At 73.4% G+C, this 25,331-nt stretch carries 20 protein-coding genes; 18 read left to right on the top strand and 2 right to left on the bottom strand.

What is annotated here, in order from left to right; all coding sequences use genetic code 11:
* Positions 1-9: 9 nt before the first annotated feature.
* Complete coding sequence (locus CCE02nite_RS01345) at positions 10-1,029, bottom strand: LLM class flavin-dependent oxidoreductase (RefSeq protein ID WP_141387436.1); 1,020 nt, start codon at positions 1,027-1,029, stop codon at positions 10-12.
* A 101-nt stretch (positions 1,030-1,130) separates the two neighbouring features.
* Between CCE02nite_RS01345 and CCE02nite_RS01350 the strand changes: the two genes are divergently transcribed.
* The 18 genes from CCE02nite_RS01350 to CCE02nite_RS01430 all read left to right on the top strand — a co-directional run bounded on the left by CCE02nite_RS01350 (position 1,131) and on the right by CCE02nite_RS01430 (position 24,815).
* Positions 1,131-2,294, top strand: a complete 1,164-nt coding sequence (locus CCE02nite_RS01350) for a serine hydrolase domain-containing protein (RefSeq protein WP_141387438.1) — start codon at positions 1,131-1,133, stop codon at positions 2,292-2,294.
* A 70-nt stretch (positions 2,295-2,364) separates the two neighbouring features.
* Entirely contained in the window at positions 2,365-3,381 is a 1,017-nt protein-coding gene (locus CCE02nite_RS01355; protein WP_141387440.1) for a LacI family DNA-binding transcriptional regulator, read from the top strand.
* Positions 3,382-3,560: 179 nt separating this feature from the next.
* Positions 3,561-5,747 (top strand): alpha-galactosidase, encoded by a 2,187-nt coding sequence (locus CCE02nite_RS01360; RefSeq protein WP_255318566.1) that lies wholly within the window; start codon positions 3,561-3,563, stop codon positions 5,745-5,747.
* The gene (locus CCE02nite_RS01365) at positions 5,744-6,679 is read left to right on the top strand and encodes a carbohydrate ABC transporter permease (protein WP_141387444.1); all 936 of its coding nucleotides are present in this window, start codon (positions 5,744-5,746) and stop codon (positions 6,677-6,679) included. Before CCE02nite_RS01360 ends, CCE02nite_RS01365 begins: the two co-directional genes overlap by 4 nt.
* A 7-nt stretch (positions 6,680-6,686) precedes the next feature.
* Positions 6,687-7,640 (top strand): carbohydrate ABC transporter permease, encoded by a 954-nt coding sequence (locus CCE02nite_RS01370; protein WP_141387446.1) that lies wholly within the window; start codon positions 6,687-6,689, stop codon positions 7,638-7,640.
* A gap of 94 nt (positions 7,641-7,734) precedes the next feature.
* Entirely contained in the window at positions 7,735-9,075 is a 1,341-nt protein-coding gene (locus CCE02nite_RS01375) for an ABC transporter substrate-binding protein (protein ID WP_141387448.1), read from the top strand.
* A gap of 102 nt (positions 9,076-9,177) precedes the next feature.
* Positions 9,178-12,081 carry a hypothetical protein gene (locus tag CCE02nite_RS01380; RefSeq protein ID WP_141387451.1) on the top strand — a complete coding sequence of 968 codons (2,904 nt, stop codon included), beginning with the start codon at positions 9,178-9,180 and terminating at the stop codon, positions 12,079-12,081.
* A gap of 137 nt (positions 12,082-12,218) precedes the next feature.
* Positions 12,219-13,082: a DeoR/GlpR family DNA-binding transcription regulator gene (locus CCE02nite_RS01385; protein WP_141387453.1), complete on the top strand. Its 864-nt coding sequence runs from the start codon at positions 12,219-12,221 to the stop codon at positions 13,080-13,082.
* 108 nt (positions 13,083-13,190) lie between these two features.
* Positions 13,191-13,925, top strand: coding sequence for a DedA family protein (locus CCE02nite_RS01390; protein ID WP_141387454.1), 735 nt, complete (start codon positions 13,191-13,193; stop codon positions 13,923-13,925).
* A 115-nt stretch (positions 13,926-14,040) separates the two neighbouring features.
* Positions 14,041-15,849 carry a bifunctional lysylphosphatidylglycerol flippase/synthetase MprF gene (locus tag CCE02nite_RS01395; protein ID WP_141387456.1) on the top strand — a complete coding sequence of 603 codons (1,809 nt, stop codon included), beginning with the start codon at positions 14,041-14,043 and terminating at the stop codon, positions 15,847-15,849.
* Complete coding sequence (locus CCE02nite_RS01400) at positions 15,846-16,679, top strand: hypothetical protein (RefSeq protein ID WP_141387458.1); 834 nt, start codon at positions 15,846-15,848, stop codon at positions 16,677-16,679. Before CCE02nite_RS01395 ends, CCE02nite_RS01400 begins: the two co-directional genes overlap by 4 nt.
* Positions 16,680-16,775: 96 nt before the next feature.
* Positions 16,776-18,005, top strand: a complete 1,230-nt coding sequence (locus CCE02nite_RS01405) for a MalY/PatB family protein (protein WP_141387460.1) — start codon at positions 16,776-16,778, stop codon at positions 18,003-18,005.
* Positions 18,006-18,104: 99 nt separating this feature from the next.
* Positions 18,105-18,395 carry a DUF1905 domain-containing protein gene (locus CCE02nite_RS01410; protein WP_141387462.1) on the top strand — a complete coding sequence of 97 codons (291 nt, stop codon included), beginning with the start codon at positions 18,105-18,107 and terminating at the stop codon, positions 18,393-18,395.
* A 151-nt stretch (positions 18,396-18,546) separates the two neighbouring features.
* The gene (locus CCE02nite_RS01415; protein ID WP_141387464.1) at positions 18,547-20,046 is read left to right on the top strand and encodes a WXG100 family type VII secretion target; all 1,500 of its coding nucleotides are present in this window, start codon (positions 18,547-18,549) and stop codon (positions 20,044-20,046) included.
* Positions 20,043-20,720, top strand: coding sequence for a hypothetical protein (locus CCE02nite_RS01420; RefSeq protein ID WP_170227144.1), 678 nt, complete (start codon positions 20,043-20,045; stop codon positions 20,718-20,720). Before CCE02nite_RS01415 ends, CCE02nite_RS01420 begins: the two co-directional genes overlap by 4 nt.
* Before the next feature lie 143 nt (positions 20,721-20,863).
* Complete coding sequence (locus CCE02nite_RS01425) at positions 20,864-22,855, top strand: penicillin-binding transpeptidase domain-containing protein (protein WP_255318567.1); 1,992 nt, start codon at positions 20,864-20,866, stop codon at positions 22,853-22,855.
* A 144-nt stretch (positions 22,856-22,999) separates the two neighbouring features.
* On the top strand, positions 23,000-23,071 hold the full coding sequence (locus CCE02nite_RS21260) for a putative leader peptide (RefSeq protein ID WP_369799778.1): 72 nt from the start codon (positions 23,000-23,002) through the stop codon (positions 23,069-23,071).
* A gap of 397 nt (positions 23,072-23,468) precedes the next feature.
* Positions 23,469-24,815, top strand: coding sequence for a dicarboxylate/amino acid:cation symporter (locus tag CCE02nite_RS01430; protein ID WP_371861891.1), 1,347 nt, complete (start codon positions 23,469-23,471; stop codon positions 24,813-24,815).
* Positions 24,816-24,898: 83 nt separating this feature from the next.
* Here CCE02nite_RS01430 and CCE02nite_RS01435 read toward each other — a convergent pair whose 3' ends face one another.
* Positions 24,899-25,207: an SHOCT domain-containing protein gene (locus CCE02nite_RS01435; protein ID WP_141387468.1), complete on the bottom strand. Its 309-nt coding sequence runs from the start codon at positions 25,205-25,207 to the stop codon at positions 24,899-24,901.
* Positions 25,208-25,331 lie beyond the last annotated feature (124 nt).

Raw genomic sequence — 25,331 nt, forward strand, 5'->3', positions numbered from 1 at the left:
GAGACGATGTCACCACGGGGTGGTCGCGGTGACGGCCTCCAGGGCGTCGAGCGCCGCGAACGGGTCGTCCGGTCGGGAGGGGTCGGGGCTCGTCGCGACGAGCACGACGCTCGACACCCCGCCCGCGCCGAGCTCGGCGAGCCGGGCGCGGAAGGCGTCGGGCGGCCCGACGACGGCGAGCGCGTCGACCCAGGCGTCCGGCATCGCGGCGGCGAAGGCCCCGGGGGAGTCGCTCGCGTCGCGCAGGGCGCGGAAGTCGTCGGCGAACGGCAGCGGGTCGATCTGCGCCGACCAGTCCGCCTCGCCCAGGACGGCGAGGTGCGGCCGGACGATGGCGCGGGCGGTCGCGACGTCGTCGTGCACCGCGCCGAGCGAGAAGGCGACGACGCGGTGCTCGGGCGGGGCGGCGTCGCCCGCGCTCGCGCGCCCGGCGTCGATCGCGGCGCGCGCGACGGCCAGGTACTCCGGGGTCACGGGCATGTCGAGGATCGTCCCGTCGGCGACGCGTCCGGAGACCTCGAGCGAGCGCGGGCCGCGCACCCCGGCGAGCACCGGCGGCGGCGAGGCGGGCGGGGCGTGCAGCGCGACGTCGTCGACCGTCACGTACCGGCCGGAGACGGTGACGCGCTCGCCGTGCAGCAGCGCGCGCACGGCCGACGTCGTCTCCTCGAGCATCGCGAGCGGGCTCGCGGGCCAGACGCCGATCTGCCGCATCCACGCGGGCAGGCCGTGCCCGAGCCCCAGGTGCAGGCGGCCGGGGTGCAGGGCGGCGAGCGTCGCGGCCTCCATCGCGGCGGTCGACGGCGCGCGTGTCGCCGCAGGCAGGATCCCGATGCCGACGGTCAGGCGCTGCGTCGCGGCGAGGACGGTCGCGGCCTGCGCGATCCCGCCGTGGAACGTGAGGTCCTCGACGACCCACACCTCGTCGAGCCCCACCTCCTCGGCGCGGTGCGCGAACGGCACGATCTGGTCGGCGGGCAGCTCGCGCGGCAGGATCACGCCGAGCGCGGGGGTCGTCGAGGTCGCCATGCCGCGACCGTACTCTGACAGCGCTCCCACCTGCGAGGTCTCCCGGGGGACGGACCGTAAAGCGCTGGCGGTCGGCGGAGCGCGGTGCCTACCGTCGGGGCATGACCGCGCTCGACGACGCCGCCCTCGCCGCCCTCGACACCCACCTGCGGGAGGCTGCCGATGCCGACGCGTTATCCGGCGTCGTGCGCATCGAGCGCGACGGCGACCCGCTCTTCGAGCGCGCGTACGGCGTCGCGTCGCGCCGGTGGGGCGTCCCCGTCCGCACGAGCACCCGGTTCGACGTCGCGTCCGTGACCAAGCTCTTCACGGCCGTCGCGGTGCTCCAGCAGGTCGGGGAGGGGCGGCTCGGGCTCGACGACCGCATCCACGACCACGTCGACCTCGCCGGCACGACGATCCCGCGCGAGGTGACGGTCCGGCACCTGCTCACCCACACCTCGGGCATCGCGGACGACGCCGACGAGGAGGCCGGCGAGTCGTACGAGGCGCTGTGGGTGGACCGGCCCATGTACTCCGTGACACGCACGGCCGACTTCCTCCCCGGCTTCGTCCACAAGGAGCCGAACTTCCCGCCGGGGCAGGGGTGTCGGTACTGCAACGTCGGCTTCGTGCTCGCCGGGCTCGCGCTGGAGGCCGTCACCGGCAGCACCTACCGCGAGTACGTCCGCGAGCACGTCTTCGCGCGGGCGGGCATGGACCGCTCCGGGTTCTTCCGCATGGACGAGGCCGAGCCCGACGTCGCGGAGGGCTGGGAGCCCGTCCGCGAGGGCCCGGAGGGCGAGGGGTCCGTCATCGGGTGGCGGCAGAACATCTACTCCTACCCGCCTGTCGGCTCGCCCGACGGCGGTGCGCACGTCACGGCGCGCGACCTCGGCAGGTTCTGGGCGGCGGTGCGCGACGGCGAGCTGCTGCCGCCCGACCTCACGCGCGCGTTCCTCACGCCGCAGGTCAAGCACGACGACGGCGACACGGACGAGACGGACGACAAGGACGCGGAGAGCGTGGAGCGCGCGGCGAGCGTGCACTACGGGTTCGGGCTCGAGTTCGAGCTGCTCGCCGACGGCGCCGTGCGCTCCGCGTACAAGGAGGGGATCAACACCGGGTCGAGCGCGATGCTGCGCCACTACCCGGAGGCGGGCGGATCCGTCCCGGACGGTCTCCCACCGGCCGGGGCGCCCGGGGTGACGGTCGTCGTCGTGTCCAACGGCGAGGCGGGCGCCTGGGACCCGGTCCGACGGATCGACGCGCTCCTCATGGGGTGAGCGAGGAACGGCCCGGACGCACGACGCGTGGCGTGCAAACGTAGGTCGACATTCGGCGTAACCTTCCGGGGTGACGAGTCGAGGACACCAGCCGCCGGTGCTGTCGGACGTGGCACAGCTCGCCGGAGTGAGCATCTCGACGGTCTCGAGGGTGCTCACCGGGCGTACCCCCGTGAGCCCTCGGCTCAGGGACAAGGTGCAGGCGGCGGTCTCCGAGCTCGGCTACCGGCCCAACGCAGCGGCGCAGACGCTCGTCAGCGGACGTCGTTCGACGGTGGCGGTCCTCGCGAGGAACACGCTGAGGTACGGCTACGCCGCCACCCTCCAGGGCATCGAGGAGGCCGCGCGGGCGGCGGGGTACGTGGTGTCGATCGCCGTCGTGGAGTCCGAGGCGCCGCGTGATCTCGATCGTGCGGTGGACCTCGTCCTGTCGCAGTCGCTCGCCGGGGCGATCGTCGTGGAGTTCGACTCGCTCGGTGTGCGCACCCTCGAGTCGTTGCCGGACGCACTGCCCGTCGTCGCGGCGGCCGGTGCCCGGCGCCGGCCGGGCCCGCGCCCGCACGCGTTCCTCGACGACCAGGCGGGAGGCGAGGAGGCCACGCGCTACCTCCTGGGGCTCGGGCATCGCACCGTGCACCACGTGGCGATCCCGTCGACACGTCCGCGCAGCGGCCGGACCTGGGGCTGGCGGCGCGCGCTCGAGAGCGCGGGCGTCGAGCGGCCTGGCGTGATCCAGGCGAGCTACGACCCGGACTCCGGGTACGAGGCCGGGCTCGTCCTCGCGGCGGACCCGGCGGTCACGGCCGTGCTGTGCGGCAACGACGAGCTCGCCATCGGTGTCATGCGGGCACTCGCGGAGCAGGGCCGGCGGGTGCCCGAGGACGTCAGCGTGGTCGGCTTCGACGACCAGCCGTTCGCGCGGATGTGGAGCCCGCCCCTGACGACGGTCGCCCAGGACTTCGTCGACCTCGGACGCCGCACCTTCGGGATGCTCGCGCGCTGGGTGGAGACGGGTGAGCGCCCGGAGGACAGCGCTGCCAAGCCTGAGCTGGTCGTCCGCGAGAGCGCTGCGCCTCCCCGCGCCTGATCCTCTCGCGGTCCCCGAACCTCCCGTCCGTCGCCGCCGCTCGGCGCTCCGTCCCGGTCCGCGCGCCGGCGGACATCTTCTGACCAACGTTTGCAGAATCACGGATGTGTGCGCTAACTTCTGACCAACGTTTGCAGGACCCGCACAGCTGCGGGGCGACGAGGGAGTGCGCGTACGTGGTGAGCACAACGGTGGCCGAGGACGTCCGAGACGCGGGCGGCACCCATGCCTGGCCTCGAGTGGTCCGTCTGGCGGCGGCGGGTGCTGCCGTCGTCCTCCTGCTCCCCGAGGACGGCCTCCCCGAGGTGCTCCACTGGGGAGCCGACATCGGGGAGAGCCTGGAGGACCTCGAAGACCTCGAGCGGGCGACCCGGCCGGTCCTCGCGACGAACGGCGTCGACCACGGGGTGCGCGTCGCGCTCCTGCCGGAGTCCTGGACCGGCTGGACGGGGACGCCCGGGCTGTCCGGCCATCGGGCCGGCGCGAGCTGGTCTCCGCGGTTCCGCCCGACGCGGATCGACGTGGACCAGCTACCCCAGGGCGGCTCGGTCGTCGTCCAGGCGCACGACGCGGACGCCGGGCTCCGCCTCGGGCTGGAGCTGGAGCTGCTCCCCTCGGGCCTGCTCCGGCTGCGCGGACGGGTGACCAACGTCGCGGACCGCCCGTACACCCTCGACGGCCTGCGCCTCGCCCTGCCGGTTCCCACGACGGCGGACGAGCTCCTCGACCTCGCCGGGCGCTGGGCCAAGGAGCGAGTCCCGCAGCGGTCCCCGTTCGTCGTCGGCTCCCACGTCCGCGAGGGTCGCCACGGCAGGACCGGCGCGGACGCGGCGACGGTGCTGGTCGCCGGTGAACCCGGGTTCGGCTTCGAGTCCGGAGAGGCGTGGGGGGTCCACGTGGCCTTCAGCGGCAACCACGTCACCTCCGCCGAGCGGGCCTTCGACGGGCGCCGCCTCCTGCTGGGCGGCGAGCTGCTGCTGCCCGGCGAGGTCGAGCTCGCCCCGGAGGAGTCGTACACCGGCCCGTGGATCTATGCGAGCCACGCGGACGGGCTGGATGCGCTCGCGGCCCGGTTCCACGACCACCTGCGCGCCCGCCCCCGGCACCCGCGCTCGCCGCGCCCGGTCGTCATGAACGTGTGGGAGGCCGTCTACTTCCACCACGACCTCGACCGACTCAAGGAGCTTGCCGACCTTGCCGCGGACGTGGGCGTGGAGCGGTTCGTGCTCGACGACGGGTGGTTCGGCGGGCGTCGCGACGACGCCACCGGCCTCGGCGACTGGTCCGTCTCCGAGGAGGTCTGGGGCGACGGGCGCTTCGCCGAGCTCGTCCGGCACGTCAAGGGGCTCGGGATGGAGTTCGGGCTCTGGTTCGAGCCCGAGATGGTGAACCCCGACTCCGACCTCGCCCGGCGACACCCGGAGTGGATCCTCCAGGTCGAGGGCCGGCTCCCCGTCGAGGCGCGACACCAGCAGGTGCTCGACCTGTCGCACCCGGGAGCGTACGAGCACGTGCTGTCCAGCGTCGTCGCCGTCGTCCGCGAGCACGGGGTCGACTTCGTCAAGTGGGACCACAACCGTGACCTCGTCGATGCGGGGTCGACGCGAACCGGTCGCGCCGGGGTCCACGAGCAGACGCTCGCGGCCTACCGCCTCATCGACGAGATCCGCGAGCAGTGCCCGGGACTGGAGATCGAGTCGTGCTCGTCCGGCGGTGCGCGCGTCGACCTCGAGATCCTCGAGAGGACCGACCGGGTCTGGGCGTCGGACTGCATCGACGCCCACGAGCGGCAGCAGATCCAGCGCTGGACCGCGCAGCTCCTGCCGCCTGAGCTGGTCGGCAGCCACGTGGGGGCGGACCGGGCGCACACGACGGGCCGCCGACTCGACCTGTCGTTCCGGGCCGCGACCGCGATCTTCGGCCACTTCGGCATCGAGTGGGACCTCTCCGAGGCCAGCGAGGCGGAACGCCGGGAGCTCGCCGGCTGGGTCGACCACTACAAGCAGGTGCGGCAGCTCGTGCACACGGGCCGGGTGGTGCGTCGTTCGCTCGAGGGCGGCGACCTGTGGCTGCACGGCGCGGTGAGCCCGGACCGTACCGAGGCCCTGTACGGGCTCACGCTCCGGGAGCGCCACGTCACGTGGCCCGCGGGACGGGTCCGGCTGCCCGGGCTGGACCCCGAAGCGACCTACCGTGTCCGTCCGTCCGGCCCGACCGTCGTCCGGGGCGACGACCCGCGCACCGCCCCCGCGTGGTGGGCGGACGGACTGCGGTTGAGCGGGGCGGCGCTCGGCTCCGTCGGTCTGAGCGTCCCGGCGCTCGACCCGGACCAGGCGGTCCTGATCCACGTGGAGGTCGAGAGATGAGCGCGGGGACGACGAGCACGCGACCGGTCGCACCGGTCCGGGCGGGACGGCGGCGGTCGCAGGAGCTGCGGAACCTCCCGGCGGCGCTGCTGTTCGTGCTGCCTGCGGGGATCGGGTTCCTCGTGTTCTTCCTGTGGCCGACGCTCCGGGGGATCTGGCTGAGCCTCACCGACTCGACGGCGTTCAACACGGGCGGCTTCGTCGGGCTGGAGAACTACCAGCGGATGATCGCGGACCCGGTCTTCTGGAACGCCTTCAAGGTGACCATCTGGTACGTCCTGCTCAACATCGGGCTCCAGACCGTGCTCGCCGTGGTGGTGGCGGTGCTCATGCACCGGCTCACGCAGTCCCTGGCGATCCGCGGCATCATCCTCACCCCGTACCTCGTGTCCAACGTCGTCGCGGCGATGCTCTTCCTGATGCTCCTCGACTATCAGCTCGGGTTCGTGAACGAGCTGGTCGAGACGCTCGGCGGCGACCGCATCATGTTCTTCGGCGACCAGTCCCTCGTCATACCGACGATCGCCCTGGTGAACGTGTGGCGGCACCTCGGGTACACGGCGCTGCTGCTCTTCGCGGGCCTCCAGACGATCCCGGAGAACCTCTACGAAGCGGGCCGCGTGGACGGTGCGTCCGAGCTGCGCATGTTCCGGTCGATCACGATGCCGCTCCTGCGCCCGTACCTCGGCCTCGTGCTCATCGTGACGATGATCGGCTCGTTCCAGGTGTTCGACACCGTCTCCGTCGCGACCCAGGGCGGGCCGGCGAACGCCTCGAACGTCATCCAGTACTACATCTACGAGGTCGCCTTCAGCCGCGGGTACGACTTCGGGTACGCGTCGGCGATGTCGGTCGCGCTGCTCGTGGTGCTCGCGGTGATCGCGGTCGTCCAGTTCCGGCTCACCCGGGCAAACCAGAACGACATGGCGTGAGGTACCGATGACCACCACAGCTCCTGCACCCGTCGCGTCGCCGACCGGACAGGCCCCGGCCGAGGCAGCGCCCCGTCGACGTCGGCCCCGGACCACCCCGGGCCGAGTCCTGGGCTGGGTCGTGCTCGTCCTCCTCATGATCGTGACGATCTTCCCGTTCTACTGGATGCTGCGGACCGCGTTGTCCACCAACGCGGCACTGCCCGGTGGCGCGGCGGACCCGCTGCCCGTCGGGTTCAGCTGGGAGGGCTTCCGCCGCGCGCTCGGGCTCGCCACGGCGCAGGAGTCGCTCGCCGACGGTGGGTCCGGCGCCTCGATGGACTTCCCCCGGTACCTGCTGAACTCCGTCGTCGTCGCGACGCTCGTCACCGTGTGCCAGGTCTTCTTCTCGGCGATGGCCGCCTACGCGTTCGCACGCCTGCGCTGGCCCGGGCGCGACGTCGTCTACGCGGTCTTCCTCACCGGCCTGATGGTCCCGACGATCTTCACCCTCCTGCCGAACTTCCTGCTCGTTCGCGACCTCGGCCTGCTCGACACCCTGCCGGGCATCGCGCTGCCGACGATGCTCATGACCCCGTTCGCGGTGTTCTTCCTCCGGCAGTTCTTCGCCGGGATCAGCTTCGAGATCGAGGAGGCGGCCAAGCTCGACGGCGCCGGCCGGTTCAGGACGTTCTTCACCATCGTCCTGCCCATGGCCTCGCCCGCCGTGGTCACCCTCGCGGTCCTCACGTACATCACGGCGTGGAACGACTACCTGTGGCCCTTGCTCGTGAGCCAGTCCGACGACTCACGAGTGCTGACCCTCGCGCTCGGGATCTTCCGGGCCCAGTCCCCCCAGGCATCTCCGGACTGGGCGGGACTGATGGCGGCGACGCTGCTCGCAGCGCTGCCGATGCTCCTGCTCTTCCTCGCCTTCGCGAAGAGGATCGTCAACTCGATCGGCTTCACGGGGATCAAGTAGCCGCTCGTCTCCAGGGGGCTCACGGGTACGGCGGCCGTCGGACCCGACAACCATTCCGCACCATCGACGCGGATGTCTGCGAAAGGGAACAACGATGCGAAAGTCTGTCCACGTCGCGGTGGCAGGATCCCTGGTCCTCGCCCTCGGCGCCTGCTCCTCCGGAGGCGGTTCGGGGTCAGGCGGCTCCGGCGACGAGATCTCGTACTGGCTCTGGGACTCGAACCAGGTGCCCGCCTACCAGGCGTGCGCCGCGGCGTTCACGGAGGAGAACCCGGACGTCACGATCAAGATCGAGCAGTTCGCCTGGGACGACTACTGGACGAAGCTCACGGCCTCGTTCGTGGGTGGCTCCGGTCCGGACGTGTTCGTCGACCACCTGTCGAAGTACGGCGAGTTCGCGGCGCAGGGCCAGATCGTCGCCCTCGACGACCTGGTGGAGAAGGACTCTGTGGACACCACGGTCTACGCCGAGGGACTCATCGACCCGTGGCAGTACGCCGACGGCTCGCTGTACGGGCTGCCGAAGGACTGGGACACGACCGCCTTCTTCTACAACGAGGAGCTGGTCGCCGACGCCGGCTACACGGCCGACGACCTGTGGGCGGCGGACTGGAACCCCGAGGACGGCGGCACGTTCGAGCAGATCGTCGCGCACCTCACGGTGGACGCGAACGGCGTGCGCGGCGACGAGGCCGGGTTCGACAAGTCGAACGTCGCGGTCTACGGCCTGGGCATCAACCCGAACTTCGAGGAGACGGGCCAGATGCAGTGGGCCAACTTCACGGGGTCGCTGGACTGGGACTACCTGGACGAGAACCCGTGGGGCACCCGCTACAACTTCGACGACCCGGAGTTCCAGAAGGCGGTCGACTGGTTCTACGGCCTCGCGGACAAGGGCTACGCGCCCGCGGCGGGGGTGTTCTCCGAGGAGACGCTCACCCAGGTGGGTTCCGGCAAGGTCGCCATGGGCACCAACGGCTCCTGGGCCACGGGGACCTTCAAGGCGCTCGAGGGCATCGAGGTCGGGATCGCGCCCGGACCGGTCGGGCCGACGGGTGACCGCGCCTCGGTCTTCAACGGCGTGGCCGACTCGATCAGCGCGTCGTCGAAGAAGCAGGACGCGGCCTGGGAGTGGGTGAAGTACCTCGGTTCCAGCGCGTGCCAGGACATCGTCGCCGAGCACGCCGTCGTCTTCCCCGCGATCCCTGAGTCCGCGGACAAGGCGCTGGCCGCGTTCGAGGCGAAGGGCTGGGACGTCTCGGCGTTCTTCAGCTACCGCGAGGAGGGGCGCACGTTCCTCCCGCCGATCACGGTCCGCGCCGGCGAGGTGAACGCCATCGCGTCGGTCGCGTTCGAGGACATCGCTCTCGGCAACAAGGACGCGTCGTCGCTGACGGAGGCCAACGAGCAGATCAACGCGGTCCTCGCGGACTGAGCACCAGCACGACGGCGGGGTGCGGCGGCGGCGCCGCGCCCCGCCGGTGGGGCGGTCGTCCCGGTCGCCCCGCGTTCCGACAGCACGAAGGAGTGTGGACAGATGCACGGCAAGAGAGCGGACGGCGGGCGCAGGATGCTCCGCCGACTCACGGCAGGACTGACGGCATCAGTGGTCGCCGCCACCGGAGCGGTGACCGTGCTGCCCGGCGCAGCGGCCGCCGAGGACGTCGAGGTCCTCACGGTCGACCTGTCGGCGTCGACGGGCGCGGTGCAGGGCGGAGCCTCGGGCATGCTGTACGGGCTCGGTGACGACGGCGTGCCCACCGACCCGATCATCGCGGGTGCCCGGCCGACCAACGTCACCCAGAAGGCGCCGCACGGCGCGCAGCACCCCAACGGGGACCCGCTCGACGTCGAGCGCTCGCTCTTCGAGAACGGGGGCGAGTACCTGATGGTCAACATCCAGGACTACTACCCCGACTGGGCCTACAACGGCGGCAAGCGTCCCGAGGACTTCGACACCTACCTCGACATCGTGCGCACCGTGGTGACGAGCATCGTCGAGGAGTCCGACTACCCCGAGCGGTACGTCTTCACGCCGTTCAACGAGCCCGACGGCATCAACTGGTACGGCGACTGGAACGTCATGCGGGACACGTTCCTCGCTGACTGGAAGGCCGCGTACCAGACCATCAAGGAGGTCTACCCGGAGGCGAAGATCGCCGGACCGGGTGACGCCTGGTGGCACGGGACCAGCACGCGCCAGATCCTCACCTACGCGAAGGCGAACGACGTCCTGCCGGACATGTGGACCTGGCACGAGCTCGGTGTCGAGAACCTCGCCACGTTCCGCTCGCACCTCGCGGAGTTCCGTCAGATCGAGCGGGAGGTCGGGGTGGGTCCGCTCCCGGTGAACATCACCGAGTACGCGATGCGTCGCGACATGGGCGTCCCGGGCCAGCTGGTCCAGTGGATCTCGATGTTCGAGGACGAGAAGGTCGATGCGCAGACGGCGTACTGGACGTTCGCGGGCAACCTCAACGACAACATGGCCAAGAACAACGGCGCGAACGGCGCCTGGTGGCTGCTGAAGTGGTACGGCGACCTCACGGGCGAGACCGTGGAGCTCACGCCGCCCGCGCTGAACAAGGTCGACACGCTGCAGGGCATCGCGGCCCTGGACGAGGAGAAGCACCAGGCGACGGTCCTGTTCGGCGGTGGCGCCAAGGACGTCCGTCTCGACCTCTCGGGCATCGACGCCGAGGTGTTCGGCGACGAGGTCGACGTCCAGGTGCGGCGAGCCGAGTTCACCGGGCAGGAGGGCGAGGCGCTGGCGCCGCCGGTCGTGGTGGCCGAGCGCGTCGCGGTGGTCGACGGTGCGGTGCAGGTCGTGGTCCCGAACCGCGACCGGCACTCGGCGTACCAGGTCGTGGTGACGCCGGTCCTCGACGAGGCGCCGATCGTGGACACGACGTGGAAGCAGCGCGTCGAGGCGGAGTCGACCCGGCTGTCCGGTCTGACCGTGGTGGACCGTCCGGCCGGGGACGCGTGGACGTTCGCGGCCTCGGGTGCCAAGGACGTGCGCGGGTTCACGTCGGCGGGGGCGTCGGCGTCGTGGACGGTCGACGTCCCGACGACGGGCACGTACCGCCTGGGTGTCATCGCGGGAGTGAACGGGCCGAACGTGGGGCCCGGCTCGCACGCGCTGTTCGTCGACGGAGCCCCGGCGGGCACGATCCGCTACGAGGCCGGGTTCTCGGACTCCTACCGCGGCAAGGCCGAGGTCCTGGTGGAGCTCCAGGCGGGCGCGCGCGAGCTGTCGGTGCGGGCCAGCGCCGACGGGTCCACGGTGCTGCCGGGCGCGAACGTGACCCTCGACCGGTTCGACCTCGAGCGCGTCGACGGTCCGGACACCTCGACCTACCCGGCGAACCTCGCCCGTCTGTCCGCTGCGACGGTCTCCTACGACGCCGGCACGGCCGGGCGCGTGGAGGTCGCGGGCGAGGGCTCGGCGACGTTCTACGTGGCCGCTCGCGCGACGGGGTACTACGACGTGACGCTGGACTACTCGGCGGACGCGGCGACGACGGTGGGCCTGCGGCTCAACGGTCGTGAGGTGGCCGGTCTCGCGGCGGACGCCGCGGGCGAGCGCACCTCGACGGCGCGGGTGCACCTCGCGAAGGGCATCACGGAGCTCACGGTCACCTCGCCCGAGGGCATCGCGCTCGGGTCGCTGACCACCACGCGGGCCGCCGAGTCCGACGCGACGGTCACGACGGTCGAGGCCGAGGACGTGCTCCAGCTCTCGGGCGGCGCACGGCTGGAGTCGGTCGCGCAGCCGACCGACGTGTCGGGGCGGCAGGTCTCCTGGCTGGGCGGCAGCGCGCAGAGCGTCGCCGTGTGGCCGCGCGCGGAGGGCGTGGGCGCGGGCCAGTACGACCTCGTGGTGCGGTACGCGAACGCGGAGAAGAACACCGGGCACGCGTACAACACCGACGTCATCACGCGCTTCCTCGACGTGAGCGAGGCCGGCGGAGACACGACGCGCGGCGCGTTCCGGCACAACTACTCGTGGAAGGGGTTCTGGACCCACACGGTCGCTCTGGACCTGACCACCGACGACGGCGCCCTCACGCTGGGCAACGCCACGGGCTGGGCCCCGAACCTGGACACCCTCGCCCTGGCGCCGCTGGTGCTGGACGTGACCAACTCCGGTCCCGCTGCGGGCGTCACGCTGGACGTCCAGGTCCAGCCGCGCTGCCTGGCGGGCAAGGCCTACCTCGCGGTGCGGGCGACGAACCAGGAGCAGTCCGCCGTCGACATCTCGATCGCCACGGCGTTCGGCACACGCGAGTTCGCCGCGGTCGGCCCCGAGCGGTCCGGCTACCAGTCGTTCGCCACGCGCACGGCCCGGCTCGAGGCGGGCACCGTCACGGTGGCGGGCGCGACGGACGGACGCGACGGTCGGTACGACGTCGCGTACGACGCTCTCGACTGCGACTGACCGGCTGGCTCCCCGGCGTCAGCCACGTCGCTCGGGCCTCGCGCACGTACGAGGCGAGGCCCGAGCGGCGGGCTCCAGCCCGGCTGCGCGTCCAGCACCCCGACACCAGGCACGACGGCACCGTCGAGGAGGCCGCCATGACGACCGACCGGCGCGCCGCCTCCGTGCAGGCGGAGCCGAGGGGCGAGCGGCTGCTCGGCGCGGTCCGCAGGGAGCGCATCGTCGTCGCCGTGCGCGCCCGTGGCGTCGTCACGGTCGCCGACCTGGTGCGCGACCTCGGTGTGTCCGACATGACCGTCCGCCGTGATCTCGCCGTCCTCGCGGACCGCGGCCTGCTGCACCGGGTGCACGGTGGTGCGACGTCGGCCGGAGGACGGGGACCGGTGCACGTCCCGCGGACGGGAGTCCCTCGCGCGGGCGACGACGCACGGGCGGAGGTCGCCGTGCGGCTGATCGAGCCCGGGGGCGTCGTCGCCCTGGGGCCGGGGACCACCACCCGGCTCCTCGCGGAACGGATCGTGGCTGACCCACGACTACGGCCCCTCACGGTCCTGACGAGCTCGACGGCCGTCGCACGGGTGGTGGACCGTGCCGGGGACGGCCTGCTGACGGCGATCCTCTCCGGCGGCACGCGTACCGCGTCGGACGCCCTCGTCGGCCCCCTGGCGCGGCGTGCGTTCGGCGAGCTCCCCAGCACGCTCGCGTTCGTCGACGCCTACCGGATCTCGTCCGACACCGGGGTGGCCGACCAGAGCCGCGACGAGGCCGACGTCAGCCGGTCGATGGTGGACAACGCCGACCGGGTCGTGGTCCTCGCGGGCCGATCGGCCTGGCGGCCCGGCGGGTGGCACCCGGTCGCCGCGCTGGACGAGGTCGACGTCCTCGTCACGGACGACGCGGTGCCCGCTCGCGAGCGCGAACGGGCCGGGTCTGCCGTCGGGCGCCTGGTGCTCGCGCCTGCCGGGGCCGCCCGGCCCGCGCGTCGTGGCGTGCACGGCTGATGCGGCCCCGCACGCCACGAGAACCCGAGCGGCTTCGCACGAGACCTCCACACGGTCTCGCCCGCATCGGCCCGGCGGGCTCCCGACGCTCGCCTAGGCTCGGGAACCATGCCCTCCGGACTCTCTGCCGCCCTCTCGGCCGCCCTGCCCGCCGCGTCGACGGCGGAGCCCGCGCTCGACGGCGTCGCCGGGTGGGCCGTGAACCTCATGGAGACGCTCGGCCCGGTCGGCGCCGCCATCGCGATCGCGCTCGAGAACCTGTTCCCGCCCCTGCCGAGCGAGATCATCCTCCCGCTCGCGGGCTTCACCGCGAGCCAGGGCAGCTTCGGCCTCGTCGAGGCGATCCTGTGGACGACGGCCGGGTCGATCGTCGGGGCACTGGCGCTGTACCTGGTCGGGGCGCTCGTCGGGCGCGAGCGCACGCGCTGGGTCGCGGAGCGGCTGCCGCTCGTCAAGGTCGCGGACGTCGACCGCACCGAGCAGTTCTTCCTCAAGCACGGCGGCGCGACCGTCTTCTTCGGCCGCTTCATCCCGATCTTCCGCAGCCTCATCTCGATCCCGGCCGGGGTCGAGCGCATGCCGCTGTGGAAGTTCACCGCGCTCACCGCCGCGGGCAGCGCGGTGTGGAACACGATCTTCGTCTACGCCGGGTACGCGCTCGGCGAGCAGTGGCACGTCGTGGAGGAGTACGCGGGCGTGCTCCAGAAGGTCGTCATCGCGGTCGTCGCGGCCGCGGTCGTGTGGTTCGTCGTGACGCGCGTCTGGCGCTGGGTGCACGACGACGAGCGCCCCGCCCACGCGCGTGGCGGGCGCTCGTCGTCGCCTGCCCGCGACGACGCCTGATCCTCCCCGCCGCCTGACGGACCGGGCGCCCGGCCCCTCGGGGCCGGCATCGTCGTCGTCGCGCCCCGGGTCGGCCGCCCGCGCGGTCGGGCCGGGCCTGACGGATGATCGGAGCGTGCCCGACGAGACCCCCCGCCCGAGCGCGCCGCCGATCCAGTCCCCGAGCGCGTCGTCCAGCGCGTCCCGGGCCGCGCTGCCGGCCGCGCTCGTCGCGACGGGGCGGCACTCCCCGCTCGCGGCCCAGCGGCACCGCGTCCGGGTGCGCCGGGTCGCCGCGACCGTCGTCGTGGTCCTCGCGGTCCTCTCGCTCGTAGGCCTCGTGGCGCGCCGGCTCTGGGTCCACCTGACGGTCTTCCAGGACTTCCTCCCGGGCGTCGAGGCGACCAGCCGCGCGTCGAGCATCCTGCTCGCGGCCGTCGTCCTGCTCCTCACGGCGCGCGGCCTGCGCAACGGCCACCGGCTGTCGTGGGTCGTGACGTGCGCGGTGCTGGGGCTGACGGCCGTCGCGCACCTGGTGCACCACCGGCACGCGCTGCCCGCGGTCGTCGTGCTGCTCGCCGTCGGGTGGCTGCTCACGCAGTGGCGCGCGTTCCCCGTGCTGCCCACGCGGCGCGCGGTGCGCCGGGCGGTGCTGCTCCTCGTCGCGATCGGCGTCGCGCTCGTCCTGGTCGTCGTGGGCGTCGCCGTCGTGCTCGCGGCACGCGACGCGGGCGACGCCGAGCTCGAGAGCGCGGCCCGTGTGCTCGCCGTCGTCGCGACGGTGCTCAACCTCGTGCTCGTGGTGCTCGTGCTCTGGTGGCTGCTCTCCCCGCGGTCGCCCAAGCCCGCGACGCCGGCGGAGCACCTCGCCGAGCGGGAGAAGGCGCGCGCCGTCGTGGCCGCGCACGGGGGCGGCACGCTCGACTACTTCGCCCTGCGCGACGACAAGGACTGGTTCTTCGTCGGCCACGGCGTCGTCGCGCACTCGGTCCGCAACGGCGTCTGCCTCGTCTCTCCCGACCCGCTCTGCCCGCCGGCCGAGCGCGAGCTCGTCTGGGCGGAGTTCCTCGACCACGTCGCGCGCAACGGCTGGAAGGTCGCGGTCGTGGCGGCGGGGGAGCCCTGGCTGCCCGTGTACGAGGCGTCAGGCCTGCTCCCGGCCTACCTCGGCGACGAGGCGACCGTCGACTGCCCGTCGTTCACCCTCGAGGGCAAGGCCCACAAGTCGCTGCGCCAAGCCGTGAACCGCGTCGCGCGCGCCGGCTACACGACGACGTTCCACGACCCCACGACCCTCGACCCCGCGCTGCGCGGCGAGATCGTCGCGATGAGCGACGAGTCCCGACGCGGCGAGGACGAGCGCGGGTTCTCCATGACGCTCTCGCGCCTGTTCGACCCGCACGACACCGGGCTCATGCTCTCCGTCACCCAATCCGCCGAGGGGCGGGTGGACGCGTTCTGCCAGTGGGTGCCCGCGAGCGACATCGACGGCTGGTCGCTCGACGTCATGCGGCGCCGCCTGGACGTCCCGGACCTGCCGAACGGCCTCGTCGACGCGACGATCGTCGCGACGATCGCGGAGCTCGTCGCGCGGGGCCAGCGCGGGCTGGGGCTCAACTTCGCCGTCCTGCGCGAGCTCATGGAGGGCGAGCGCGACTCGCGGCTCGACCAGCTCGTGCGGCCGGTCGTCAAGCGGTTCTCCGAGGGCACGCAGGTGGAGACGCTCGCGACGTTCAACGACAAGTTCGACCCGGGCTGGACGCGCCGCTACGTCGTCCTCGACTCGGCGGAGCAGGCCGCCGCGCAGGCGCTCGTCATGGCCGGCGCGGAGGGGGTGACCGAGATACCCGTGATCGGCCGGTTCCTGCGCGGGGTGGGCGGCGCCCCGGCGGAGACGGCTCCCGGTGCCGTGGCGTCCGGTGACGGCGACGGGACCGCCCCGTGATCCTGTCCTTGCTCGCCGCCGTGGCCGCGAGCGTCCTGTACGCGGTGAGCACGATCATGCAGGCGGTCGCGACCCGGCGCGCGCACGGCCTCGCGGCCGTCGCGCAGCCGCTCGTCATCGGCGGGCTCGTGGTCGACGGCGTCGCGTGGCTCCTCTCGCTCCTCGCCCTCGACCATCTGCCGCTGTTCGTCGTGCAGGCCGTCGTCGCGGCGTCGCTGGTCGTCGTCGTGCTGCTCGCACGCCTCGTGCTCGGCGCGACGCTGCGCCGCACGGACCTCGCGGCGATGGGAGTCGTCGTGGCCGGGCTCGTCGTGCTCGCGCTCGCCGCGGGGGAGCAGCCCGCGACGCACCCGCCGGCGGGGTTCGCGACGTGGGTCAACATCGCCGGCGCCGCCGTCGCGGTGGGTACGGCCGCCGCCTACCGGCGCGGGCACCCCGTGCTCCTCGCCGTGCTCGGCGGCCTCGGCTACTCCGTCGCCGCCGTCGCCGCGCGCGGCGCCCACGCGTCCGGCGACCTGCTCGACACGGTGTTCCAGCCGCTGGCGATCGCGATCGTCCTCGGCGGCGTCGCGGGCGCGCTCGCCTACCTGCGCGCGCTCGAGCGCGGCGCCGTGGGCACCGTCGCCGCGACCGTGTCCGTCCTGGAGGTGCTCGTCCCCGGGGTCGTCGGGCTCGCCGTGCTCGGCGACGTCGTGCGGTCCGGCTGGGCCGTCCCCGCGCTGGTCGCGACGCTCGCCGCGGTGGGTGGCTGCGTCGTGCTCGCGACGAGCCCGGCGAACGCCGCCGCGGAGGAGTCCGCCCCCGCGACCACGGCCCCGGGAACGACCTAGGGTGGGCCGGGTCGCCCCGCCGAACCCGGGGGGCGCTCCCCGCACGGACGACTTCCTGAGGAGCCGTCCCGGGTTCGGCACCGAGGGAGGAGCACGATGCGCACACCGCTGGACGTCCTCACGCTCGACGAGCTGCGCCGCCGGACGTCGGTCAAGTGGCGCGCGTTCGACCCCGACGTGCTGCCGCTGTTCGTCGCCGAGATGGACGTCGCGCCGTGCGAGGCCGTGGTCGACGCCGTGACCGCCGCCCTGCGCGCGGGGGACACGGGCTACGACGTCGGCACCACCTACGGCGAGGCGTACGCGCGCTTCGCGGCGCGCCGGTGGGGCTGGTCGGTCGACGCGTCGACGTCGCGCACGCTCCCCGACGTGATGCTCGCGATCGTCGAGGTGCTGCGCGTGCTCACGGCCCCGGGCGACGCGGTCGTCGTGAACCCGCCGGTCTACCCGCCGTTCTACGGCTTCACCGCGAACGAGGGACGGCGCGTCGTCGACGCGCCGCTGGGCACCGACGGGCGGCTCGACCTCGATGCGCTCGAGCGCGCGTTCGCCGTCGCGACGGGCGTCGCCGCGAACGGGCGCGGCCCCGGGAGCGGGCGTCGCGCCGTCTGGCTCGTGTGCAACCCGCAGAACCCCACCGGGACGACGCACACGCCCGCCGAGCTCGAGGCGGGGCTCGCGCTCGCCGCCCGGTACGGGGTACGCGTCGTCGCGGACGAGATCCACGCGCCGCTCACCCGCCCCGGGCTGGACGGACGCCCTGCGACGACCCACACGCCGCTCCTCGCCGTCCCGGGATCGGAGCAGGCCGTGGCGATCGTCTCCGCGTCCAAGGCCTGGAACCTGCCGGGCCTCAAGGCGGCGGCAGCCGTCGCCGGGCCGGGCGCCGCCGACGACCTGCGGCGCATCCCCGAGGAGGCGAGCCACGGGGTGCAGCACGTGTCGGTGCTCGCGCACGTCGCCGCGCTCGACCACGGCGAGGAGTGGCTCGACGCCGTCCTCGCGGGCGTCGAGCGCAACGCGTGGCTCCTCGCCGACCTCCTCGCGGAGCACCTGCCCGCGGTCGGCTACCGACCCGGAGAGGCGACCTACCTCGCGTGGCTCGACTGTCGAGGGATCGACGACGGTCCCTCCTCCGACGGCGTCCCGGCGCCCGCGCACGACCCGCGCGGCTGGTTCCTCGACCGGGCGCGGGTCGCGCTGGAGGACGGCCGCCGGTTCGGCGTCGGCGGCGAGGGGCACGTGCGGCTCAACCTCGCGACCGGCGTCGACGTGCTCACGGAGGCGGTCGAGCGCATGGGGGACTCGGTGCGCACGGCGGTCTGAGCGCGACGCGCCGGCGCCGAGACGCAACCGACCGATGACTCCGCGCCGCCCGACCGGTCGGCACACCGACCGACGACCCACCATCCTCCGGAGGACCGCATGCCGTTCGACCCCGTCGCCCTCGACCGCACGTTCACCGCGCCCGTCGGCGTCGACGTCAAGGGCGACACGTGGCCCTGCGTCGAGGTGCCTGACGCGCGCGACCTCTTCGGCTCGCTCCGGTCGGTGCGGGTCGACGCGACCGTCGACGACGTGCCCCTGCGGAACGTCGGGCTCATGCCGACCGGCTCCGGCGGCCTGATGCTGTCGCTCAGCGCCGCCGTGCGCAAGCGCCTCGGCAAGGACGTCGGCGACACGGTCACCGTGCGGCTCGAGCGCCGCCTGAGCTGAGGCAGGCCGCTCCCGCCGCGTCGCACGCGATGGGCAGTGCTCCCCATCGCGGCGGACGTCCGTGCCGCGTAGCGTCGGCGTGCGACCGTCCAGACGAGGCTGTCGACACGTGCGCGTGAGAGGGCACGCGCAGGTGCTGGGAGGAGACGGCATGAGCGGCATGTGGGGCGCCGACGTGCGGGCGTTGCGCGCGCTCGCGTCGAGCCTGCGGTCGGGCGCGGACGCGCTGCGGTCCCACCGCGCGCAGGTGACGTCCGTCGTCGACGCCGCGACCCGCTGGGAGGGCCCCGACGCCGCGGAGTTCCGCAACGACTGGGCCGCGAGCCTCGGCCCCTCGCTCGCCGCCACCGCAACCCTCCTCGACACCGCGGCGGACCAGCTCGCCGCCGACGCGGACCAGCAGGAGTCCGCGAGCAGCGACGGCGGCGGCGCCCCGGGTGGCCCGGGCAGCGGTCCGACGTCGGGGCCGGGGGGCCGGCAGCCGACCGTCCCGACGCCGACCCCCGGCGAGTACGCCGCGATGGACGCGAGCGAGCGCGCGGAGTGGCTCGAGAACGCGACGGACGCCCAGGTCGCCGCGCTCTACGCGCAGCTCGTGCGGCTCGGCGTCGACCCGGACTCCCCGGGGTTCTCCGACCTCGCCGTCGCGCACTGGACGCGCGTCGCGGCCGGGGAGGCGGGCTTCGACTTCGCCGACTGGGACCCGTCCGCCGGGGCGTCGGCCAACCGCGAGATCATCGAGGGCGTCTACACGTACTACGGCGAGCTCTACCTCGACAACCCCTGGATGCAGTGGGCCGGCATGGCGGCGATGATCGGACCGTCGTTCGCCGCCGGGTTCTTCGACCTCGACATGATGCGGCAGCTCGCGCAGGGCGTCGCGACGGGTGCCCAGGCTCTCCCGCCCGGCGTGGACCGCGCGGCGCTCGAGGCGATCGCGACCATGTCCGACGCCGAGCTCGGGTTCTACGAGAACCAGTTCCTGTCGATGCAGCGCGAGATCTTCGTCGACCAGGCCGTCATGCACGAGGCGTACCTGAACGGCGGCATGGAGGAGATGGAGCGGCTGCTCGAGGCCGGCGTCATCGACGACGCCGCGTACCAGGCATGGTCGGACATCGAGGCCGGGCGGGCGGGCGACGCGCAGGCGCTCGCGGACGGCAACACCGCGCTGCTGTGGCGCGAGCAGAACCAGATCATCGCCGACGACTGGCAGACCATGCGCGGCCACCCCGTCACGGGAGAGGCGTTCACCTACCTCATGACGCTCGTCGGGGAGCCGTCCATCCCGGGCGCGGGCACGTACGCGCAGTTCGACCCCTTCACGGTGAGCGTCGAGACGCCCGGCCCGGAGAACCTCGGCATCCCGTTCACGGGCATCTCGTTCGACAACCCCGTCCAGGGCACGGTGACGGTCGAGACGCCGCTCCCGGGTGGCAACATCGCCGACCAGGCGACCCGCTGGGAGTACATCGCGAACGACACGCTGCCCGCGTACCAGCAGCTCGTCACCCAGCACCCGGACCAGGCCGCGCAGATCATCGGCACCGACGTGTCCGACCGGATCGACGACTACCGGCTCACGAACCCCGCACGCATCGGCCGCATCCTTGACAGACTGACCGAGTGGGACGTGGACGTGGACCAGTGAGCCGGCTCGGTGCGGGTGGACGGCGGCGGGCGGCGGCGCGGTCCGCGGTCGTCCTGCTCGCCGGGTCGCTCGCCCTGACGGGGTGCACGGTGACGTTCGGCGACCCGGACGACGCGACCACGAGCCCGGGTGGGACGAGCACGGCGACCGGTGGGACGTCGTCGGGCGGCGCGACGGGGACGACGACGATCGACGACATCGAGAGGGGCGAGACCGTGCGCTGGGACGTGAGCAGGCCGATCACCGCGGAGTCCGTGGGGCTGGGCGAGTCGCAGGCCGTCGTGCAGGTGCCCGACGGCGCGGCGCAGGTGGAGCTGACCCTCCCCGACGGCACGTGGTCGACGACGGCCGAGGAGCTGACGATCCAGCCCCGCCGCGGCTACGTGAGCACGATCAACGTGTTCCGCACCCTGTCCGGCGGGCAGGCGGTCCACGACCAGCTCGTCGCCGACGCGGACGCCCTCGGCTTCCCGCGGTCGCAGGTGGACCGCTGGCTCGACGAGCTGCCCGCCTCGCTCGACGCGTCCCGCGCGGGCGGGACGCGCGAGCGCACCGGCATCAACGGCTCCAACGGCGACGTCGTGACGTCCGTGCAGATCAGCCACGAGCCCGGGCCGGGCGGCGACGAGAGCATCCGCCTCTGGTACGCGATCAGCCCGGTCACCCCGGACTGACGCTCACCCGCGGTCGCGGCCCCCGGGCAGGACGTGAAGAAGCCGGGGACGAACCGGGCCGGTTCGTCCCGAGCGTCCGGGACGTCCGGGGCGTGAGGTAGCGTCCCTCCCGTCCCGAACGGCACGGAGCAGGGGAGCAGCGAGTGAGCAGCGTCGCGCACGACCACGGCCGGACGACCACGCAGGGCCGGCCGCGCGTCAGGCACCGGGTCGTGCGCTGGGCGAGCGCCGCGGCTCTCGCCCCCGTCCTGGCCCTGCCCCTCGCGGCGTGCACGCCGGATCGCCCGGAGGCGCAGGACGCGGCGGACGCGCTCGCGCAGGCGATCCAGGCGGGCGACGTGAGCGGGCTGGAGTTCCGCAACGGCGCGGCCACGGACGTCCAGGGCCACCTCGAGGCCGTGCTCGAGCCCCTCGCACCGTACGAGCGCACGGTCGAGGTCGAGACCGTGGACGTCGTGGAGGAGGGCGACGACGCGGGCGACCGCGCGACGGCGACGCTCGCCTACCGCTGGGAGGTCGCGGGCGAGCAGGCCTGGGAGTACACGACGACGGCCGAGCTGTCGTTCGCCGAGGCCGCCGACGGGGAGGACGGCCCCGGGGCGTGGGACGTCGTGTGGGAGCCGGACGTGCTCGTCCCCGAGCTCGGCCAGGGCGACCGGATCGCGGTGAACCGGGTGGCCGCCGTGCGCGCGGGCATCCTCGGCGCGGACGACGTCCCGATCGTCCAGGACCGGCCGGTCTACCGGATCGGCGTCGACAAGACCCTCGTCGCCTCGGGCGCATGGGACCGCGCCGCGCGCGAGCTCGCCGCGGTCGTCGGGCTCGACCCCGAGGAGTACGCGCAGCGCGTCGCGGGGGCAGGGGAGAAGGCGTTCGTCGAGGCGATCACGGTCCGCACCGAGGACACGGCGGGCGTGGACGTCGACGCGGCGCGCGGTGTCGACGGGGTCCGCGTGGTCGACGACGAGCTCCCGCTCGCACCGACGCGTGAGTTCGCGCGCCCCATCCTCGGGCGCGTGGGGGACGCGACGGCGGAGATCGTCGAGGAGTCCGAGGGGGCGGTCGCCGCAGGCGACCAGGTCGGTCTCTCGGGCCTCCAGCGCCAGTACGACGAGCAGCTCCGCGGCGTCCCGGGCCTGTCCATCGAGATCGTGCCCGGCGAGGGCGACGCGGAGGGGGAGACGACGGAGGTCTTCTCCGTCGACCCGGTGGACGGTACCCCGCTGAGCACGACCCTCCGGCCGGACATGCAGGTCGCCGCCGAGGCGGTGCTCGCGGGGCAGGGGCCGAGCGCGATCGTCGCGATCCAGCCCTCGACGGGCGCGGTGCTGGCGGCGGCGAGCTCGACGGCGGGCGAGGGGCTCTCGACCGCGACGACCGGACAGTACGCGCCGGGCTCGACGTTCAAGGTCGCGACGACGCTCGCGATGCTCCGCGCGGGGCTCACGCCCGACACGACCGTCGCGTGCCCGCCCACGATCTCCGTGGACGGCCGCGAGTTCCAGAACGTCCCGGGCTACCCGACGGCGGCCCTCGGCGACGTCCCGCTGCGCACCGCGTTCGCGAACTCGTGCAACACCGCGATGATCGGGCAGCGGGACACGGTCACGCAGCAGGCGCTGCACGACGCGGCGGCGTCGCTCGGGCTGGGCGTCGAGTCCGAGCTCGGCGCGCCCGCGTTCTTCGGCGACGTGCCGACCGACTCGCAGGGCACCGAGCACGCCGCGTCGATGATCGGGCAGGGCAAGGTCCAGGCCTCGCCGCTCGCGATGGCGACGGTCGCGGCGAGCGTCGCCGCCGGTCACACGGTGTCGCCCGTCCTGGTCCACCCGGACGTGCAGACCGTCGCCGACGAGGAGCCCGCGGGGACCCTCACCGAGGAGGAGGCGACGACGCTGCGCGGGCTCATGCGTGCTGTCGTCACCGAGGGCTCGGCGTCGATCCTCCAGGACCTGCCGGGCGAGCCCGGAGCCAAGACGGGCACGGCCCAGTACGGCGACGGCAGCCAGTCGCACGCGTGGATGATCGCGACCCAGGGGGACCTCGCGGTGGCGGTGTTCATCGAGACGGGCGAGGGCGGCGCGGTCACCGCGGGCCCCCTCATGCACGCGTTCCTCGACGCGCCGAACGCCTGAACGCGACTCTCCTCCGGCGCCCGGAATAGGACCGGGCGCCGGGTGGTTGTCCACGAGCGGGTATGATCGGTTGCCGCGGGCGTCGATCTGCCCGCCTCGTCAGCGAGAACCCACCGTTCCGGGAGAACCTTCGTGTTCGTCAGCGTGCCTGCCTGGCAGCTCACCCAGCGCCGCGACGTCGACCTTCGTCGAGTCGCCAGCGCGCTGTGTCGCTGACCCCCCGTCGCCGCTGACGCCTCTCCGCCTCCGCACACCCGTCAGGACCCCGGGTCGCCTCGCGACCTGAGCCGCTGACGCGCGTGGCGCGCCCCTGCCGTGAGGACGCAGGCCACCCCGTGCCTGCGTCCCTGCCCCGGGCCGCGCTGCTGCCGGCGCCCCGCGACGACGTCCCGAGCCCCTCTCCCGAGAGCGGGCGCTCGTGCGCCCGCGTCACCCCGAAAGGTCCCCTGTGTCCTCGACCCCCTCGTCGGCCGTCTCGAAGGCCGACCCGCAGCAGGCGAGCCAGGCCCCGGCCTCGGCGCCCGCGAAGAAGAAGCGCCGGTTCCCCTCGTTCAGCGTCCAGATCCTGCTCGGCCTCGCGGTCGGTGTCGGCCTCGGTGCCCTCGCCCTCGCGATGGGCCCGCAGGACGCGGCCGGCGACGTCCCCAACGGCCTGACGACGACGCTCGACACGATCGGCTCGTCGTTCGTCACGCTGCTCAAGGCCGTCGTGCCGCCGCTGATCTTCACCGCGATCGTCGCGTCGATCGCGAACCTGCGCACCGTCACCAACGCCGCGCGCCTCGCGGGCCAGACGCTCCTGTGGTTCGCCATCACCGCCGCGATCTCCGTGGCCGTCGGCATCGGCCTGGGCCTGCTGTTCCAGCCGGGCAACCGTGCGTCGGTCTCGCTCGACGCGGCGTCGGAGCCGGGCCGCACCGGCACGTGGCTCGACTTCCTCAACGGCCTCATCCCGGGCAACGTCCTGGGCCTCGGCGCGAGCACGCAGGTCGAGGTGACCGACGCCGGCGCGAGCGCCAGCACGTCGGTGAGCTTCAACGTCCTCCAGATCCTCGTCGTCGCGCTGGTCATCGGCATCGCGGCGCTCAAGTCGGGCAAGAAGGCGGACCCGTTCCTCGCGTTCAACCGTTCCGCGCTCGCGATCGTGCAGAAGGTGCTGTGGTGGATCATCCGCCTCGCGCCGATCGGCACCGCCGGCCTCATCGGCTACGCCATCGCGGCGTACGGCTGGACGTCCCTCGCGTCGCTCGCGTGGTTCGCCGTCGCGATCTACGTCGGCCTCGCGGTCGTGCTGTTCGTCGTCTACCCGATCCTCCTGCGCACCAACGGCCTGAAGATCTCGAGCTACTTCAAGGGCGCCTGGCCCGCGATCCAGCTCGCGTTCGTCTCGCGCTCCTCGATCGGCACGCTGCCCGTGACGCAGCGCGTCACCGAGCGCAACCTCGGCGTCCCGAGCGAGTACGCGTCGTTCGCCGTGCCGCTGGCCGCGACCACCAAGATGGACGGTTGCGCCTCGATCTACCCGGCCATCTCGGCGATCTTCGTCGCGCAGATCTTCGGCATCGACCTGTCGATCACCGACTACCTGCTCATCGCGTTCGTCTCCGTCGTCGGCTCCGCCGCGACCGCGGGCCTGACCGGCGCGATCGTCATGCTGACCCTCACGCTCTCGACCGTGGGCCTGCCCCTCGCGGGCGTCGGCCTGCTGCTCGCGATCGACCCGATCCTCGACATGGGCCGCACCGCGGTGAACGTCGCGGGCCAGGCGCTCGTGCCGACCATCGTGGCCAAGCGCGAGGGCATCCTCGACCTCGAGCAGTACGAGGCCGCCACGGCCGAGGACCTCTTCGTGGACGAGGACGACACCGCGTCGACCGAGGCGACCACCGAGGCGGCGACGTCCGAGACCGGGGAGTCCACGCCGTCGGGCACCAAGCAGCCGGTAGGCGCCCCCGCCTGACGCCGAGCACGCGCCCACGCGCTGCTGAACACGACATGGGTGCCGTTATCCACGGGATAACGGCACCCATGCCGTTCTCGGCGTCAGGGCTGAGGGCGATCCTCGCGGAGGACCGTGAGGCGGGAGCGGTACTCCTGCTCGTCGATCTCGCCGCGCGCGTACCGCTCGCCGAGGATCGCGACCGGGTCCGGGCCCGCCGTCCGCCACGTCCCGGGGCCGCCCGGGCCCCAGCCGCGGCGCGCGCGGCGGGCGATCAGGAAGATCACGGACGCACAGAGCAGGAACCACAGCAGGGGGAACACGAACCACCACGGTCCGGGGCCCCAGCCGGCGTGCGCCACGGACGCGACGGCCTCCGTGGGGACGACGGTCCCGGTGAGTGCGGTGAGCATGACGACCTCCGGTGTCGGTGCGCCCCGCCGGTCGGCGGGGGCGGCCGCGATCCGGCCGCACCTCCAGGCTTCCCGTTGCCCGACGCCGCGTCGTCACCCGCGCGTGCCGAGCTCGCTCGTCCCG

The sequence above is a fragment of the Cellulosimicrobium cellulans genome, from assembly GCF_006539945.1.
GTDB classification, from domain to species: Bacteria; Actinomycetota; Actinomycetes; order Actinomycetales; family Cellulomonadaceae; genus Cellulosimicrobium; species Cellulosimicrobium cellulans.